The sequence below is a fragment of the Pseudomonas guariconensis genome, assembly GCF_024127895.1.
Lineage (GTDB): Bacteria > Pseudomonadota > Gammaproteobacteria > Pseudomonadales > Pseudomonadaceae > Aquipseudomonas > Aquipseudomonas guariconensis_B.
Genome location: NZ_JAMYBK010000039.1, coordinates 1 through 15959, shown reverse-complemented (window position 1 = coordinate 15959; position 15959 = coordinate 1). Strand labels below are relative to the sequence as shown.

General features: G+C 65.7%; 13 protein-coding genes and 1 pseudogene. 3 read left to right on the top strand and 11 right to left on the bottom strand.

Annotated elements, in window-relative coordinates; translation table 11 throughout:
- Positions 1–18 precede the first annotated feature (18 nt).
- Positions 19–732, top strand: coding sequence for a sulfite exporter TauE/SafE family protein (locus NJF35_RS23615; protein WP_253080609.1), 714 nt, complete (start codon positions 19–21; stop codon positions 730–732).
- A gap of 47 nt (positions 733–779) precedes the next feature.
- Complete coding sequence (locus tag NJF35_RS23610; RefSeq protein ID WP_253091550.1) at positions 780–2036, top strand: OprD family porin; 1257 nt, start codon at positions 780–782, stop codon at positions 2034–2036.
- Between the two features lie 45 nt (positions 2037–2081).
- Here NJF35_RS23610 and NJF35_RS23605 read toward each other — a convergent pair whose 3' ends face one another.
- The 10 genes from NJF35_RS23605 to glcD all read right to left on the bottom strand — a co-directional run bounded on the left by NJF35_RS23605 (position 2082) and on the right by glcD (position 14717).
- Positions 2082–2891 (bottom strand): LuxR C-terminal-related transcriptional regulator, encoded by an 810-nt coding sequence (locus NJF35_RS23605; protein WP_225789226.1) that lies wholly within the window; start codon positions 2889–2891, stop codon positions 2082–2084.
- Positions 2892–2940: 49 nt separating this feature from the next.
- The gene (locus tag NJF35_RS23600) at positions 2941–4266 is read right to left on the bottom strand and encodes an MFS transporter (protein ID WP_225789227.1); all 1326 of its coding nucleotides are present in this window, start codon (positions 4264–4266) and stop codon (positions 2941–2943) included.
- 70 nt (positions 4267–4336) lie between these two features.
- On the bottom strand, positions 4337–4519 hold the full coding sequence (locus tag NJF35_RS23595; protein ID WP_225789228.1) for a DUF2783 domain-containing protein: 183 nt from the start codon (positions 4517–4519) through the stop codon (positions 4337–4339).
- A 10-nt stretch (positions 4520–4529) separates the two neighbouring features.
- Positions 4530–6218, bottom strand: a complete 1689-nt coding sequence (locus NJF35_RS23590) for an FAD-dependent monooxygenase (protein WP_253091549.1) — start codon at positions 6216–6218, stop codon at positions 4530–4532.
- A gap of 186 nt (positions 6219–6404) precedes the next feature.
- Complete coding sequence (locus NJF35_RS23585; RefSeq protein WP_253091548.1) at positions 6405–8090, bottom strand: lactate permease LctP family transporter; 1686 nt, start codon at positions 8088–8090, stop codon at positions 6405–6407.
- Positions 8091–8307: 217 nt separating this feature from the next.
- Positions 8308–10485, bottom strand: coding sequence for a malate synthase G (locus tag NJF35_RS23580; RefSeq protein ID WP_253091547.1), 2178 nt, complete (start codon positions 10483–10485; stop codon positions 8308–8310).
- Positions 10486–10530: 45 nt separating this feature from the next.
- Positions 10531–10929: a heme-binding protein gene (locus NJF35_RS23575; protein WP_225789232.1), complete on the bottom strand. Its 399-nt coding sequence runs from the start codon at positions 10927–10929 to the stop codon at positions 10531–10533.
- Between the two features lie 9 nt (positions 10930–10938).
- The gene (gene glcF / locus NJF35_RS23570) at positions 10939–12156 is read right to left on the bottom strand and encodes a glycolate oxidase subunit GlcF (protein ID WP_253091546.1); all 1218 of its coding nucleotides are present in this window, start codon (positions 12154–12156) and stop codon (positions 10939–10941) included.
- 9 nt (positions 12157–12165) lie between these two features.
- Positions 12166–13218 (bottom strand): glycolate oxidase subunit GlcE, encoded by a 1053-nt coding sequence (gene glcE / locus NJF35_RS23565; RefSeq protein WP_253091545.1) that lies wholly within the window; start codon positions 13216–13218, stop codon positions 12166–12168.
- Positions 13218–14717 carry a glycolate oxidase subunit GlcD gene (glcD, locus tag NJF35_RS23560; protein ID WP_253091544.1) on the bottom strand — a complete coding sequence of 500 codons (1500 nt, stop codon included), beginning with the start codon at positions 14715–14717 and terminating at the stop codon, positions 13218–13220. The genes glcE and glcD overlap by 1 nt, the downstream gene beginning before the upstream one ends.
- A gap of 258 nt (positions 14718–14975) precedes the next feature.
- Between glcD and glcC the strand changes: the two genes are divergently transcribed.
- Positions 14976–15755 (top strand): transcriptional regulator GlcC, encoded by a 780-nt coding sequence (glcC, locus tag NJF35_RS23555; RefSeq protein WP_225789236.1) that lies wholly within the window; start codon positions 14976–14978, stop codon positions 15753–15755.
- An 80-nt stretch (positions 15756–15835) separates the two neighbouring features.
- Here glcC and NJF35_RS23550 read toward each other — a convergent pair.
- Positions 15836–15959, bottom strand: a pseudogene (locus tag NJF35_RS23550) (2-hydroxy-3-oxopropionate reductase); the annotation flags it as partial.

Sequence of the window (15959 nt, the reverse complement as noted above, 5' to 3'; positions counted from 1 at the left end):
GACAGGAACGAAAGAACGATGAATCTACCCTTCGACCCCCTGTACATCATTGCTGTCGCCGTCGCGTGCGGTGCGCTTATCCAGGGTACGACGGGCATGGGCTTCGCACTGATCGTGGCACCGGTAATGGGATTGCTGGCGCCGGAGTCCTTGCCCATCAGCCTGCTGATATTGATGTTGCCGCTCAATGCCGCCGTTGCCTGGCGCGAGCGTAGCGCCATCGATTTCAGAGGCAGCTCGTGGATTACCCTGGGGCGTTTTGCCGGCACGTTTGGCGGTCTTTGGATCCTGCTCTTGCTGCCGCTTTCGCAGCTCAACCTGCTGATCGGGCTGTCGACGATCGCCGCGTGCCTGGCCACCTGGTTGGCGCCGTCTTTTGTGCCCGGGCGCCGGGCGCTGATCTCAACCGGCGTGATCACCGGCATCACCGAAACCGCCACCGGTGTGGGCGGCCCGCCGCTCGCCCTGGTGTACCAGCACTCGCCGGTGGCTACCTTGCGGGGCTCTGTGGCCCTGTGCTTCCTGGTGGGGGAGGTGATTTCGCTGGTGGCGCTGGCTGTGGGCGGGCATTTGCACACCGAGCAGGTCTCTCCGGTGCTGGCCCTGTGCGTGCCTTTGGCGCTGGGTGTGGTCGCCAGCCACTGGGCCCGCCACCTGATCAACGAGACGCGCCTGCGCCGCTTCGTACTCATCTTCGCCTTCGTCTCCGGGGCGCTTCTGCTGGTGCAATAAGCACCCCCCCATCGCATTCCACAACAAGTACAAAAAAGGAATTCGTCATGTTTGCCTTGAACAACCCGATTACCCGGGCGGCTCTGTTGTGCACGTCTGCCTGGTCCGCCATGGCGGATGCAGGCTTGATCGATGACAGCAAGGCCACGGTATTGCTGCGCAATTACTACTTCGACCGCGACTACAGTGACACCGGTGCGGTGCAAAGCCAGCGCCAGGAGTGGGCCCAGGGCTTCATCATCAAAGGCACTTCCGGCTACACCCCGGGCGCTGTGGGCGTGGGCCTGGATGTCCTGGGCCTGGTGGGCGTCAAACTGGACAGCAGCCCGGACCGCACTGGCACCGAACTGCTACCCTATGACCATGACGATGGCCGTGCGCCGGCCAGCTATGGCCGTTTGGGGCTGACCGCCAAGGTGCGCCTGTCGCGCACCGAACTGCGCCTGGGGGAACTGATGCCAGACGTGCCCATCCTGCGTTTCAATGACGGTCGGTTGCTGCCGCAGACCTTTCAAGGCGCCATGCTGACTTCCAGGGAGATCGATCGCCTTGCCCTGCATGTCGGCCAGATCCACGCCTTCAGCCCGCGCAGCGCCGCAGACAGCGAAGACCTTTACCCCTCGGTCGGCGGCCGTACCGTTGCAACCGCGACCTCTGACCGATTCACCTACGCCGGCGGCGAGTACCGCCTGGGCAAGGATTCGGCGCTAGGGCTGTGGACGGCGGAGCTGGACAACGTCTACCGGCAGAACTACTACAGCCTCACGCACTATCAACCGGTTGGCGGTTGGACGGTCGGCGGTGTGCTGGGAGCGTTCGACACCCGCGACACAGGCCGTTCGCTGGCAGGCGCGCTGGACAACCAGGCGGCTTCACTGCTGCTGTCTGCCGCCCATGGTGGTCACCGGTTCTACATGGGGTGGCAGCGAATGTACGGGGAGGACGGTTGGGTCACGATCGACCGCTCGCTGGGCAGCACCTTGGCCAACGACATGTTCGCCAACACCTTCGTGTACGCCAACGAGCGGTCCTGGCAACTGCGTTACGACTACAACTTCGCCGCGCTGGGCATACCGGGGTTGACGCTGTTGGTGCGCTACGCCCACGGCGACCATATCCATAGCGCCGAGACCTCCAAGGGGCGGGAGTGGGCGCGTGATGTGGGGCTGACGTATACCTTTCAGTTTCGCAGCCTTCAGGGGCTCAGCGTTCGTTGGGTCAACGCTGAGGTGGGGCGGGATTTTGGGGTAAGCGATTTTACTGAGAACCGGTTGATTGTGAGTTTGCCGGTCGAACTCTTTTAAACTCAAAACCGCTCCCACTACCTCACCCTTTGGACCCGCAAAGCATCACCGCCAACGCCCTGCCTGAGTCGCCAACCCAATCAGCTCCCGCAACCCACTGGTGCCCAGCTTGCGATAAAGACGCTTGATATAGGTGGCCGCACTGGAAGGGCGTACCCCCAGGCTCACAGCGATTTCATCGTTGTCGATACCGCTCAGCAGCAAGCGCAGCAGCTCCCGGTCACGCAACGTCAACTCCGGATACAGGCCAGCCAGCCGCTCGGTCAGCAACAGCGGCAGTTCATTGGCTTGCAGGTAAGCCAGGTAATGCATCCGCACGATCTGCATCAACAGCGGCGCCGAGGCCTCCATGAAGTCCAGCTCCTGGGCAGAAAAGCTGCCGTGTTCACGCCCTCGGTAGAAGTTCACCGACAGCCAGCGCCCCTTGTCACAGCTGGCCAGCAGTGCGAGCCGCTCGGCGATCTTCGGTTGCTCGTAGCAGATGCGCCGGTATTCAGCATGGCCGATGTCGTCGATACGTTGGCGCTGCACCACGATTCGCTCGCCGCCATTGCTGCAGGCCATGGCGTGCTGGTTGCCGTCCTGGCTGTAGAAGCGCTCGGCATAACGGCTGGAAATCTGCAACAGCGACACTTCGCGGGCCCGGTCGGCGAAGGTGAACACCTGGGGGTTGCGGCGTGGCGCGTAGGCGAACACTGTGCACTGCGCCAGGGGAATGCCGCTGCCAATCAACTGCAGCAGGTCGCCGGCCAGTTGCCGTCGATGGTTCTCTCCAACCCGGCCCAGCAAGGCGGCTGCCTGCCCGATGTTCAGGCAGCGCTCCGGCTCGATCGTGCGCAGCGGCCAGAATTGCATATCCGTTTCCTCACTAGGGCGTCGACTTCGAGCACTGTACGCCAGTCTATCAGGCGGTGGTTCGGTTAGCCGACAGCGGCAGACACAAGGCCAACAGCGCCCCGACCAGCATGAGCACGCCTGCGTAGATGAACCCGGCCGTGAAGCCTTGGGTCAGGTCCTTGAGCCAGCCCACCAGCAGTGGGTTCAGGGCCGAGCCCAGGTTGCCGAGGGCATTGATCAGGGCAATGCCCAGCGCCCGGGCTTCGATGCTCAAGCACTGGTCGGGCGTGGTCCAGAAAATCGACATCGCCGTGTAGGAGCCGGCCGCGGCCAGGCATACACCGGTCAACTGCAGCGTCGCGCCACCGCCGGGCAGCGCCAGCAACCAGCCGATCGCCGCCAGCAACATGGGCAGCACCAAATGCCAGCGGCGTTCGGCGGTGCGATCCGAATGCAGTCCCCAGACGACCATCGAGACGATGGTCACGACCTGGGGGACGGCGGCAAGCAGGCCGATCGCCTGGTGGCTCCCGGTACTGTTGAAGCTCTTGACGATCAAGGGTGTCCATACCGCAATCATCGCCAGCGTGTTGACCAGGCAGAAATACACCATGCCGAACAACAGGATGCGCGGCGAGGCCAGCTCCATCAGCACGCTGCGTGGCGCTGCTGCCGGCTTGCCGGGGCCCTTGCGCTCGGCGTCCAGCGCAGCGAGCAGCAATGCTTGCTCCTTGGCATCGAGCCAGTTGGCCTGGCGCGGGCTGTCATCCAGGTAACGGAACACCACGAACCCGACCAGCACCGAGGGCAACCCCTCGAGCAGGAACAGCCATTGCCATCCTTTCAAACCCCAGGTGCCGTCGAGCCCGAGGATCAGCCCCGACAATGCCGAGCTGAAACCCGCCGTGAACGGCATGGCGATCATGAACAGCGCATTGGCCCTGGCGCGGTAGGCGCTCGGGAACCACAGGGTGAGGTACAGCAGCACGCCGGGCAGGAATCCGGCTTCGGTAATGCCCACCACGATCCGCAGCAGGTACAGGGACAGTGGGCCAGTGGCGAACAACGTCGCGGTCGAGGCCAGCCCCCAGGCAATCATCAAGCAACCGATCCAGCGTCGGGCGCCAATACGGGCCAAGGCCAGGTTACTGGGGATACCGCAGGCGATATAGGCGACATAGAACAGCGTCGTGGCGAGGCCGAACTGGGTACTGCTCAACTGCAGGTCGGCCATCATCGTCAGGCCGGCGAAGCCGATGTTGATCCGGTCCAGGAACGACAGCACGAAGCACAGGAACAAGAAGGGGATCAACCGACGGGCAACTTTGCGCCCGACACGGTGATAGTCACTGGATGCGCAGGCAGGCGCGGCCTCGGCGACAGCGTGGGTCATGGGGACCACCTGATTGTTATTATTGGGAAGTCCATTGCCCGGCGGGCGCCGGGCGACGGGGACAGGCCAGCTAAAGATCGCGCGAGGCGATCTCGACCAGTTGGGCGAAACGCTCGGCATCGCCCAGCGCTTCGGCCGCCAGCAGGGCCAGTTTGACCAACATCAGCTCCCGCTTGCCTTCGGGCGTGCGGTCCAGGCTGTCGGCCAGGTGGTCGTAGAGGGTTTCCAGATCGGCGATGGTCAGGGTCGACATGATGCTCTCCTCAGTGATTGCCCAGGGCGCTATGGATGCCGGCCGCCAGCGCAGCTGCGCTCAGGGTTTGCCAACGCGCGCATACGTGTTGGTCCGGACGGGCCAGGTAGGCACCGCCCAGCGGTGCCCCATAGCGTTGGCGCAGGCGGCCACTGCGATCATCCAGGGACAAGTCCGCGCCCTTGACCTGGGCACCCACGGCGATCACCCGAAGCGGTACTCCTTGCGCCTGCAAGCTCGAAACCTGGGCCTGAACGTCCTGTGGCAGTTCTGCGGCATCGCTGAACCAGAGCAGATGAAACGCCGCCCCAAGGTGATCGAAGAGGAAGTCGTCGTCGCCCAGGCGCAGGTTCAGCAGCGTAGCGCCTACCCGTGGCCCCTGGGTGAACAGGTGGTCATCGTCGTCCCGGCAATTGAGCGGCGAGTCGCAATAGTCATGCGGCCTGGAGGTGCGCCAGTGGTACAGCGGCCGAACGAACGCCTGGCTCAGCGACAAGGACAGCACCGCATCGCGCAGCAAGCGCTGCGCCGTGCTGGGTGGTGTCATGAAGCGCGTGCTCTTTCCCGCCTCCTGGATGATCTCGCGAGCCGCGCCCACCCGTTCATGGCTATAGGAGGGCAACAGTTCAGGGCCAGCCAGGCCTTTGATCTGCAGGGCCAGTTTCCAGCACAGGTCGCTGACGTCCTGAAACCCGGTATTCGCCCCGCGCACGCCGAAAATCGGCAGCAAGTGGGCGGCATCTCCCGCGAACACAACCCGCCCTTGGATGTACTCGGGCAGTGTCAACGCACGTGCCGAATACACCGAGCTCCAGTCCAACGCCCAACGACGATCCTGCACACCCACCAAGGCCAGCTGCGCGTCGATACGCGCGCGCAACGACTCGGGCGACAGCGCCTGCTCGGGCGTTTCGTCAGCCGGCAACTGGTAGTCGATACGCCAGATATCGTCCGGCTCACGGTGCATCAATACCGTGTTCCCCGGGTTCCAGGGTGGGTCGAAGTAGGCCAGCCGTTCGGTGGGCAGGTCGATCTTGATACGGATATCGGCAATCACGAAGCGGCCTTCATAGGCTGCCCCTTCCAGTTTCAGGCCAAGGAGGCTACGCAGGGCCGAGCGTGCACCGTCGGCCGCGATGACCCAGCTGCTTTCCAGTGAGTACAGGCCGGCTGGCGTATCCACCTCCAGGCATGCGTGATCATCGTGCTGGCGTACCTCGACAACCTTGTTGCCCCAGCGCAGCTCGATCAGCGGGTTGGCCTGGGCGGCCTGTACCAGTTCATGCTCCAGGCATGGCTGCTGCAGGTTGGTCATGGGCGGGAAGCGGTCGTCGTCATCGTGGGGCACTTCCATGCGGTACACCAGCTGGTTGCGGTAGAACGAATTGCCGAAGCGCCAGGCAAGCCCGGCCTGGGTGACTCGATCAGCGACACCCATCTGCTGCAGGATCTCCAGCGAACGACGCGTGAAGACGATGGCACGGCTGCCCTCGCTGACCTGCTGCTCGGCCTCCAGCACCACGCTGGGGATGCCATATCGCGCAAGCTCCAATGCCGCCGTCAGGCCAATGGGGCCGGCGCCGACCACCACGACCGCCTCACGATGGCGGGAGACGGCACCCACGGCCGCGGTAAAGGCGGGATAGACCTGGTAATCGAAATAAAGCGAGCGTCGTGGCTCGACCGATGGGCAGTGCATGCTGAATGCTCTCCGATGTTCTTGTGTTTGTGGGCAGAGACCACTGAAATCGAAGGCAATCCTAATCGCGATGTTTTGCCGCCCATGTCCCCATAAAGGGACAAGTGTTCATCAAGCGGCCAGGTGAAGGTGCGCTGGCAGGAGGGAGAGAGCAGCCCGCTGCTCTCTCCCTGCGCCCAATGGGTATCAATGCACCAACATACCGGTGAACACATACGCCTGCGACAACGTGATCAAACCGATGATGGCGGCGAAGATCAGGCTGTGCTTGAGGGTAAAGCGGAACAGGTCCGACTCCTTGCCAACGATGCTGGTGGCGGCGCAGGCCACGGCGATCGACTGTGGCGAGATCATCTTGCCGGTCACGCCGCCACTGGTATTGGCAGCCACCAGCAGGGTGTCGCTGACGCCGATCTGGTGCGCGGTGGTGGCCTGCAGCGAGCCGAACAGCGCGTTGGACGAGGTGTCGGAGCCAGTCAGGAACACGCCCAGCCAGCCGAGGAACGGCGAGAAGAACGGGAACGCCGCGCCAGTGCCGGCCAGCACCAGCGCCAGGGTGGTGGACATGCCCGAGTAGTTGGTGACGAAGGCGAAGGCCAGCACCATGCCGATGGACAGGATCGGTAGCTTCAGTTCGACCAGGGTCTCCTTGAAGCTGGCAAGGCCTGTCTTCCAGTCGATGCGCAGGACGAACATCGACAACAGCGCCGACAACAGGATCGCGCTACCGCCCGCCGACACCAGGTCGAACTTGTACACCGCCGCCATGGGAGTGGGCTCGGCGACGATGGGCGCGGCCTTCATCACCAACTGGTCCAGGTGCGGGATGGCGAGCACCAGTACCAGTTGCTCCAACGCTCCGCCCGGAGCGAACAGGGCCTTGAACGGCTTGAGCGTCCAGATGGTCACCAGCACGGTGAGGATCAGGAACGGCGACCAGGCCTTGAGGATCTGCCCGAAGGCGTAGGGCGAGGGCGTGGCGCTGCGGGCGCCGGAGAAGCCGCCCATCACGGCGGCGCCGCCAGACATGCCGACGACCTCGCGATCCGCAGCGCGGGTCGGTTGCCAGACCTTGAGGAACAACGTCAGCGACACGATGCTGACCAGCGCCGACGTGATGTCCGGCAACTCCGGGCCGATGTAGTTGGAGGTCAGGTACTGGGTGATGGCGAAACTGCTACCGGCCACCAGGGCGGCGGGCCAGGTCTCCTTGACGCCGCGCCAGCCATCCATGATCGCCACCAGCCAGAACGGCACGATGACCGACAACAGAGGCAACTGGCGCCCGGCCATGGCGCCGATCTTGAAGGCGTCGATGCCGGTCACCTGCCCGGCGACGATGATCGGCACGCCCAGGGCACCGAAGGCCACCGGGGCGGTGTTGGCGATCAGGCACAGGCCGGCGGCATACAGCGGGTTGAAGCCCAGGCCCACGAGCAGGGCACCGGTGATTGCCACAGGCGCACCGAAACCTGCCGCGCCTTCGAGGAAGGCGCCGAAGGAGAAGCCGATCAGCAGCACCTGCAGGCGCTGGTCGTCGGTGATCGACAGTACCGAACTGCGGATCACCTCGAACTGGCCGCTCTTGACCGTGAGCTTGTAGAGGAACACCGCCGCGACGATGATCCAGGCGATCGGCCACAGGCCGTAGGCGAAGCCGTAGCCGGCGGCGGCGAAGGCCATGTCCAGGGGCATGCCGTAGGCCAGGGTGGCGACGAGGATCGACAGCACCAGGGTGAGGGTGCCGGCCAGGTAGCCTTTCATGCGAAAGACGGCGAGGGCGACGAAGAAAAAGATGATCGGGATCAGCGCGACCAGCGCCGACAGGCCTAGGCTGCCGAGCGGGGTGTACATCTGTTGCCAGGTTTGCATGTCAAAAGCCTCTTCTTATTGTTGGTAGCTTGTCAGGGGGTGGGCGTGTCGACGGGGATGAGGTCTCCGGGTGGGTCAGTGGTCAGGTGGTGTCTGTTCGGGCCTGTTCGTGGGCAAGCCCGCTCCCACAGGGCCTTGCAAGTCACACCATTGGTGATCGACTTGGCCCTGAGAGCCGGCTTGCCGGCGATGGGCTGCAAGGCAGCCCGGTACAGATTCAGCGCGCCTGCTTGAAACGCAGCCGCCAGGCATGCAGCAGCGGCTCGGTATACCCGCTGGGCTGCTCACGCCCCTTGAACACCAGGTCGCTGGCTGCGCGGAAGGCATACGAGCTCTCGAAATCCGATGCCATCGGCCGGTACGCGGGGTCGCCGGCGTTCTGCTCGTCGACCACCCGCGCCATGCGCTCCAGCGTCGCGCGAACCTGGTCGGCGCTGACCACGCCGTGGTGCAGCCAGTTGGCGATGTGCTGGGCGGAGATGCGCAGGGTGGCGCGGTCTTCCATCAGGCCGACGTCGTGGATGTCCGGCACCTTGGAGCAACCGACCCCCTGTTCGACCCAGCGCACCACGTAGCCGAGGATGCCCTGGCAGTTATTGTCCAGTTCCGCCTGGATCTCGGCGGCGCTCCAGTCGCGCGTAGGGCTGACCGGCACGCTGAGCAGGTCACGCAGCAGGCTTTCGCGCTGGCTGTGCAGGTCGATGCGTTCGAGCTCCCGCTGCACCTGGCGCACGTCTACCTGGTGGTAGTGCAGGGCATGCAGGGTGGCGGCGGTGGGCGAGGGCACCCAGGCGGTAGTGGCGCCGGCCTTGGGGTGGGCGATCTTCTGTTCGAGCATGGCCGCCATCAGGTCCGGCATGGCCCACATGCCCTTGCCGATCTGTGCACGGCCGCGCAGGCCGCAGTCCAGCCCCACCAGCACGTTGTTGCGTTCGTAGGCCTGGATCCACGGGGTGGACTTCATGTCGCCCTTGCGCAGCATGGCGCCGGCTTCCATGGCCGAGTGCATCTCGTCGCCCGTGCGGTCGAGGAACCCGGTGTTGATGAACACCACGCGGCTGGCCGCCTCGGCGATGCACGCCTTGAGGTTGACGCTGGTGCGCCGTTCCTCGTCCATGATGCCCATCTTCAGGGTGTGGCGGGCCAGGCCGAGCAGGTCTTCGACGCGGCCGAACAACGTATCGGCAAAGGCGACTTCGGCCGGGCCGTGCATCTTCGGCTTGACGATGTAGACGCTGCCGTTGCGCGAGTTGCCGCGCCGACGCAGGTCGTGGAGGGCGGCCAGGCTGGTGACCACCGCATCGAGGATGCCTTCGGGAATCTCCTGACCTTGCTCGTCGAGAATGGTCGGGGTGCTCATCAAGTGGCCGACGTTGCGCACGAACAGCAGCGAGCGCCCCGGCAGGGTCAGTGGCGCGCCATCGCGGCCGTGGTAGGTGCGGTCGGGGTTCAGGGTGCGGGTGAAGGTCTGGCCACCCTTGCGCACGCGTTCGGCCAGGTCGCCCTTCATCAGGCCCAGCCAGTTGCGGTAGACGGCCACCTTGTCGTCGGCATCGACCGCGGCCACCGAGTCTTCGCAGTCCATGATGGTGGTCAGCGCCGACTCCAGCAGCAGGTCCTTGATCCCGGCGGCGTCGGTGCTGCCGATGGGGCTGGTCGGGTCGATCTGGATTTCCACGTGCAGGTCGTGGTGCACGAGCAGTACGGCGGCTGGCGACGAGGCTTCGCCCTGGTGGCCGACGAACTGATCCGGTTGGGCCAGGCCGGTCGCCTCACCGTTTTTCAGCGAGACCTGCAACTGGCCGGCCACCACCTGGTAGGCGCTGGCCTCGACGTGGGAGGCGCCCTGCAGCGGGAAGGCCTGGTCGAGGAAGGCGCGGGCGAAGGCGATCACCCGCGCGCCGCGTACCGGGTTGTAGTCGGGGGCTTTGGCCGCACCGTCGTCTTCGGCGATCGCGTCGGTGCCGTACAGGGCGTCGTACAGCGAGCCCCAGCGGGCGTTGGCGGCATTGAGGGCATAGCGCGCGTTCATCACCGGCACCACCAGTTGCGGCCCCGCCTGCACGGTGATCTCGCTGTCGACGTGCTCGGTGCCGACCTTGACCGTTTCAGGTTGCGGCAGCAGGTAGCCGATGCGGGTGAGAAAGTGCTGGTAGGCGTCCATGTCGGTCACCGGCCCAGGATGCGCCCTGTGCCAGGTATCCAGTTCGGCCTGCAGGCGGTCGCGTTCGGCCAACAGGGCGCGGTTGCGCGGGGCCAGGTCGTGCACCAGGGCATCGAGGCCCTTCCAGAAACGCTCCGCTGCGACCTCGGTCCCGGGGAGCACCTCATCCTCGATGAAACGCTTGAAGTTCTCCGCCACCTGCAAACGCTGGCAAGGCACGCGTTCGGTCATGCTCGTCTCTCCTATCACTGGGTCCATCTGTTCTTGAAGCCGCGCTCAGAGCGCGGCGATACCGGCTGCGGCCACTTGGGCGTCCTGCTCGGCCTTGACGCCGGAAACCCCCACGGCGGCGACCACCTGGCCGTCCACCCGCAGCGGCAGGCCGCCTTCGAGCGAGGTCAGCAGCGGCGCGCTGACGAACGCTGTGCGCCCGCCGTTGACCATCTCTTCATAGCCTTTGGTGTCACGCCGGCCGAGGGCCGCGCTACGGGCCTTCTCGGTGGCGATGTAGGCCGCGATGGGCGCGCAGCCGTCGAGGCGCTGGAGGGCCAGCAGGTGGCCGCCGTCATCGACCACGGCGATGCACACCGCCCATTGGTTGCGCTGCGCCTCTTCGTGGGCAGCGGCGAGGATGCGGGCGACGTCGGCCTGCTCGAGTACAGCTTTGCGTTGCATGGCGTTCTCCTAGACGAGTGCTTCTTCCACCAGCTCGATCCAATGGCGCACAGGCGTGCGTCCGGCGCCGTCGAGGTGGGTCTGGCAGCCGATGTTGGCGGTGACGATGACTTCCGGGTTGCCGCTTTCCAGGGCGTTGAGCTTGTTGTCGCGCAATTGCCGTGACAGCTCGGGCTGGGTCAGCGAGTAGGTGCCGGCCGAGCCGCAGCACAGGTGGCTGTCGGGCACCTGGGTCAGGCTGAAGCCCAGGCGTTCGAGCACGTCTTCCACGGCGCCACCGAGTTTCTGCGCATGCTGCAGGGTGCATGGGCAATGGAAGGCCAGGCGCCGGTCGCCGTGGATGCCCAGGCGCTCCAGCGGCTCGGCGCGCAGCACCTCGACCAGGTCGCGGGCCAGGGCACTGACCCGTGTGGCCTTGGCGGCGTAGGCCGGGTCGTGCTCGAGCAGGTGGCCGTAGTCGCGCACGAAGGCGCCGCAGCCGCTGGCGGTTTGCACGATGGCCTCAGCACCGGCCTCGACGGCCGGCCACCAGGCGTCGATGTTGCGGCGGGCGCGTTCCAGGCCCTTGTCCTGGGCATTGAGGTGATAGTCCACCGCGCCGCAGCAACCGGCCTCGCGGGCTGGCGTCACCGAGATGCCCAGGCGATCGAGCACGCGGGCGGCGGCGGCATTGGTGTTGGGGGACAGGGACGGTTGCACGCAGCCTTCGAGCATCAGCACACGACGGGCATGCAGCACCCGGGGACGCGGCTTGGCCGGGTGCGGATGGCGCGGCAGCTTGGCTTGCAGTGTCTGCGGCAGCAGCGGGCGGAAGGCCTTTGCGGTGCGAGTCAGGGCTTTGAACACGGCCGGCCGAGGCACCACCGTGCGCAGGCCTTCGCGAAGCAGGCGCTCGCCGAACGAACGCGGTACTCGTGCCTCGACCACGGCACGGCCGATGTCCAGCAGGTCGTGGTACTGCACGCCGGAGGGGCAGGTGGTTTCGCAGTTGCGGCAGGTCAGGCAACGGTCCAGGTGGGTCTGGGTCTTGGCAGTGACCTCCTGGCCTTCGAGCACCTGCTTGATCAGGTAGATGCGCCCACGCGGGCCGTCCAGCTCGTCGCCCAGCAACTGGTAAGTGGGACAGGTGGCGGTGCAGAACCCGCAGTGCACGCACGAGCGCAGGATCCGCTCGGCTTCCTCGGCGCGGGGAAGGCTTTTGGCTTGTTCGCTCAGGTTGGTTTGCATGGCGCGCTCTCAGATTTCGGCGTACAGACGGCCCGGGTTGAAGATGCCCTGGGGGTCGAGTTGCTGCTTGAGGTTGCGGTGGTAGCGCAGCAGCGGTTCGGCCAGTGGGTGGAAAGGGGCCGGGTCTGGTTGGTGGAGGGTCGCGTGGCCGCCCAGGCGGGCCACGGCCTGGCGAATCAGCACAGGCGGCGCGTCGGACTTCAGCCAGCGCTGCGCGCCGCCCCAGTCCAGCAGTTGCCGGCCCGGCAGTTCGAGCGGTGGGCTGTTGTGCGGCAGCGAAAGGCGCCACAGCGGCTCGGGCGCTTCGAAAAAGCCCAGGCGCTGCTCGCGCAGGTCAGCCCAGTAGCGGCCATCGAGGGCCTCGCCACCCAGGCGCTCGACCGCCGAGGCCACCGAGCCTTCGCCGCCCTCCAGGCGCAGGTGCAGGGCCTTGCCATCATGGCAGGCCGCGCTGATCGGGATCGGTTGCTGGCCCCATTCGGCCAGCTCGCCCAGGGCCTGGTGCACGTCCATCTCCAGGCGCAGGCTCTGGCACTTGCGCGGCTTGGGCAGCACTTTCAGCGAAACCTCGGTCAGCAGCCCCAGGCAGCCGAAGCTGCCGACCATCAGGCGCGACAGGTCGTAGCCGGCGACGTTCTTCATGACCTCGCCGCCGAAGCGCAGCAGCTTGCCGTGGCCGGTGATGACGCGGGTGCCGAGCACGTAGTCGCGAACCGAGCCGGCCCACGGGCGGCGCGGGCCGGACAGCCCGGCGGCGACCATCCCGCCCAACGTGGCCTCGCGGCCCAGGTGCGGCGGCTCGAAGGGCAGCATCTGCCCGGCGGCATCCAGCGCGGCCTCGATGTCCAGCAGCGGCGTGCCGGCCCGTGCGGTCAGCACCAGCTCGGTCGGGTCGTAGCTGACGATGCCGCGGTGGCTGCGGGTGTCGAGCACGTCGCCGCTCACCGGTCGGCCGAGCATGGCTTTGCTGTTGCTGCCCTGGATGCGCAACGGCGTGCGTTCGTTGAGCGCCTGGTTGACCTGCTCCAGCAGGGCGGCGCTGGCGTCGTGATCGTGTCGCATCAGAAACGCTCCAGTTCAGGGAACGGCAGCTTGCCGTGGTGCACGTGCATCGAGCCGAACTCGGCGCAGCGGTGCAGGGTGGGGATGTTCTTGTCGGGGTTGAGCAGGCCTTGCGGGTCGAAGGCATGCTTGACCGCGTGGAACAGGGTCAGCTCGTCGCTGTTGAACTGCGCGCACATCTGGTTGATCTTCTCGCGCCCCACGCCGTGCTCGCCGGTGATGCTGCCGCCGACCGCCACGCACAGTTCGAGGATCTTGCCGCCCAGGGCTTCGGCGCGCTCCAGCTCGCCAGGTTGGTTGGCATCGAAGAGGATCAGCGGGTGCATGTTGCCGTCGCCGGCATGGAACACGTTGGCCACGCGTAGCCCATATTCGTGCGACAGCTCGGCGATGCCGTTGAGCACCCCGGGGAGTGCGCGGCGCGGGATGGTGCCGTCCATGCAGTAGTAGTCCGGGGAGATGCGCCCCACGGCGGGGAAGGCGTTCTTGCGCCCGGCCCAGAAGCGTGCCCGCTCGGCCTCGTCGCAGGCCAGGCGCACGTCGGTGGCGCCGGCGGCCTTGAGCACCGCCTCGACCTGCACGCAGTCGTCCTGTACGTCGGCTTCCACGCCGTCGAGCTCGCACAGCAGGATGGCGGCGGCATCCACCGGGTAGCCGGCGTGGATGAAGTCTTCGGCGGCGCGGATCGACAGGTTGTCCATCATCTCCAGGCCCCCGGGGATGATGCCGGCGGCGATGATGTCGCCTACCGCGCGCCCGGCCTTTTCCACCGAGTCGAAGCTGGCCAGCAGCACCCGCGCGACCTGGGGCTTGGGCAGCAGCTTGACGGTCACCTCGGTGACGATGCCGAGCATGCCTTCGGAGCCGGTGAACAGTGCCAGCAAGTCGAAGCCGGGTGCGTCCAGGGCGTCGCTGCCCAGGGTCATGTAGTCGCCCTCGACGGTGAGGATCTCGACCTTGAGCAGGTTGTGCACGGTCAGGCCGTACTTCAGGCAGTGCACGCCGCCGGCGTTCTCGGCGACATTGCCGCCGATCGAGCAGGCGATCTGCGAGGATGGGTCGGGGGCGTAGTACAGGCCGTGGGGGGCCGCGGCCTGGGAAATCGCCAGGTTGCGCACCCCTGGCTGGACGCGGGCGAAGCGGCCTTCGGGGTTGATCTCGATGATGCGGTTGAAGCGCGCCATCACCAGCAGGATGCCTTGCTCCAGCGGCAGGGCGCCGCCGGATAGCCCGGTACCGGCGCCGCGGGCCACCACCGGCACCTGGCGGGCGTGGCAGATCTTCAGCAGGGCCTGCACCTGCTCCAGGCGCTCGGGCAGCACCACCAGCAGGGGCACCACGCGGTAGGCGCTGAGGCCATCGCATTCGTAAGGGCGCAGGTCTTCCTGGCTATGGAGAATCTCCAGGTCAGGCAGGGCCTGGCGTAGTGCCGAGAGCAGGGCGGCCTTGTCGACTCGAGGCAGTGCGCCATCGACGCGCTCGTCGTAGAGAATGTTCATAAGGCTCACTTGTATTTTTGTTGTTCTTGGCGGCAGCCGGTGCGCTTGGGGCCTGGTCCGCCCGAAGCTGGCCCACCGGGCCGACGTCGAGCGTAGGCTGCGCGTTCCGAGCCTGTGAGTCGATGAGCGGGTGAACTGGTCGGACCACTTTTTTGGCGTGAGGGGCGAATGTGGGTAGTAGCATCAGGTTTTTTGCGTGAAACTCTTCCCCGAAGCGCACGATAACAAGAAGCTGGTCCGACCAGTTGAGAGGTGGCGATGGACACCGTTGATTCACGCAAGCAAAGCAAGACGCAAGTCGCCGACCAGGTGGCCGAGCGCATCGAAAAGCTGATCGTCGATGGTGTGCTCAAGGTAGGCCAGGCATTGCCTTCCGAGCGGCGCCTGGTGGAGAAACTGGGCTGCTCCCGCTCGGCGTTGCGCGAAGGCCTGCGGGTGCTGCGTGGGAGGGGTATCGTTGAGACCGAGCAAGGGCGAGGCTCGTTCGTCGCAGACTTGAGCCGAACAGGGAATGCGACGCCGCTGATGCATCTGTTCAGCTCGCAGCCACGCACCTTGTTCGATTTGCTGGAGGTGCGGGCGCTCCTGGAGGCGGAGTCGGCGAGGCTGGCCGCGTTGCGTGCCACCGATGTCGACCGGGTGCTGATCAAGCGACGCTACGACGAGATGGTCGATGCCCAGGAGCATCCCTACTCACATGACCCGCAAGAGCACGCCCGGCGCGACCATGCCTTCCACCGGGCGATCAGCGAGGCGTCGCACAACCCGGTCTTGGTGCATACCCTGCAATCACTCAGCGATTTGATGCTGAGTACCGTTTTCGCCTCGGTCAATAATCTCTACTGTCGGCCCGCGCAGAAGCGACAGATCGATCGCCAGCACTCACGGCTCTACCATGCGGTGATGGAGCAGTTGCCCGAACAGGCCCAGCGAGCGGCGCGGGAGCATATCAACAGCGTCCGCGACAACTTGCGCGAGATCGAGCAAGAAGAACAGCGCCTCGTTCGGGCGACCATGCGTTTGGAGGGGTGGAAGTAGCAGCTGCAAGCTTCAAGCGGCAAGCTGCAAGAAAAAGCTGATCGGCTTCTACTTGCAGCTTACCGCTTGAAGCTTGCCGCTTACTCCCCGCGAATCGAGAAGTTGGCCATGTGCTCCAGGCCTTTGATCAGCGCCGAGTGGTCCCAGTTGCCGCCGCCGAGGGCGACGCAGGTGCTGAACACTTGCTGGGCGTTGGCGGTGTTG

Coding starts and splice junctions, on each gene's coding strand:
- NJF35_RS23580 (WP_253091547.1), bottom strand. CDS start 10,485: ATGACCGAACGCGTGCCTTGCCAGCGTTTGCAGGTGGCGGAGAACTTC.
- glcC (WP_225789236.1), top strand. CDS start 14,976: ATGGACACCGTTGATTCACGCAAGCAAAGCAAGACGCAAGTCGCCGAC.
- NJF35_RS23605 (WP_225789226.1), bottom strand. CDS start 2,891: ATGCAATTCTGGCCGCTGCGCACGATCGAGCCGGAGCGCTGCCTGAAC.
- glcD (WP_253091544.1), bottom strand. CDS start 14,717: ATGAACATTCTCTACGACGAGCGCGTCGATGGCGCACTGCCTCGAGTC.
- glcF (WP_253091546.1), bottom strand. CDS start 12,156: ATGCAAACCAACCTGAGCGAACAAGCCAAAAGCCTTCCCCGCGCCGAG.
- glcE (WP_253091545.1), bottom strand. CDS start 13,218: ATGCGACACGATCACGACGCCAGCGCCGCCCTGCTGGAGCAGGTCAAC.
- NJF35_RS23575 (WP_225789232.1), bottom strand. CDS start 10,929: ATGCAACGCAAAGCTGTACTCGAGCAGGCCGACGTCGCCCGCATCCTC.
- NJF35_RS23600 (WP_225789227.1), bottom strand. CDS start 4,266: ATGACCCACGCTGTCGCCGAGGCCGCGCCTGCCTGCGCATCCAGTGAC.
- NJF35_RS23585 (WP_253091548.1), bottom strand. CDS start 8,090: ATGCAAACCTGGCAACAGATGTACACCCCGCTCGGCAGCCTAGGCCTG.
- NJF35_RS23595 (WP_225789228.1), bottom strand. CDS start 4,519: ATGTCGACCCTGACCATCGCCGATCTGGAAACCCTCTACGACCACCTG.
- NJF35_RS23590 (WP_253091549.1), bottom strand. CDS start 6,218: ATGCACTGCCCATCGGTCGAGCCACGACGCTCGCTTTATTTCGATTAC.
- NJF35_RS23610 (WP_253091550.1), top strand. CDS start 780: ATGTTTGCCTTGAACAACCCGATTACCCGGGCGGCTCTGTTGTGCACG.
- NJF35_RS23615 (WP_253080609.1), top strand. CDS start 19: ATGAATCTACCCTTCGACCCCCTGTACATCATTGCTGTCGCCGTCGCG.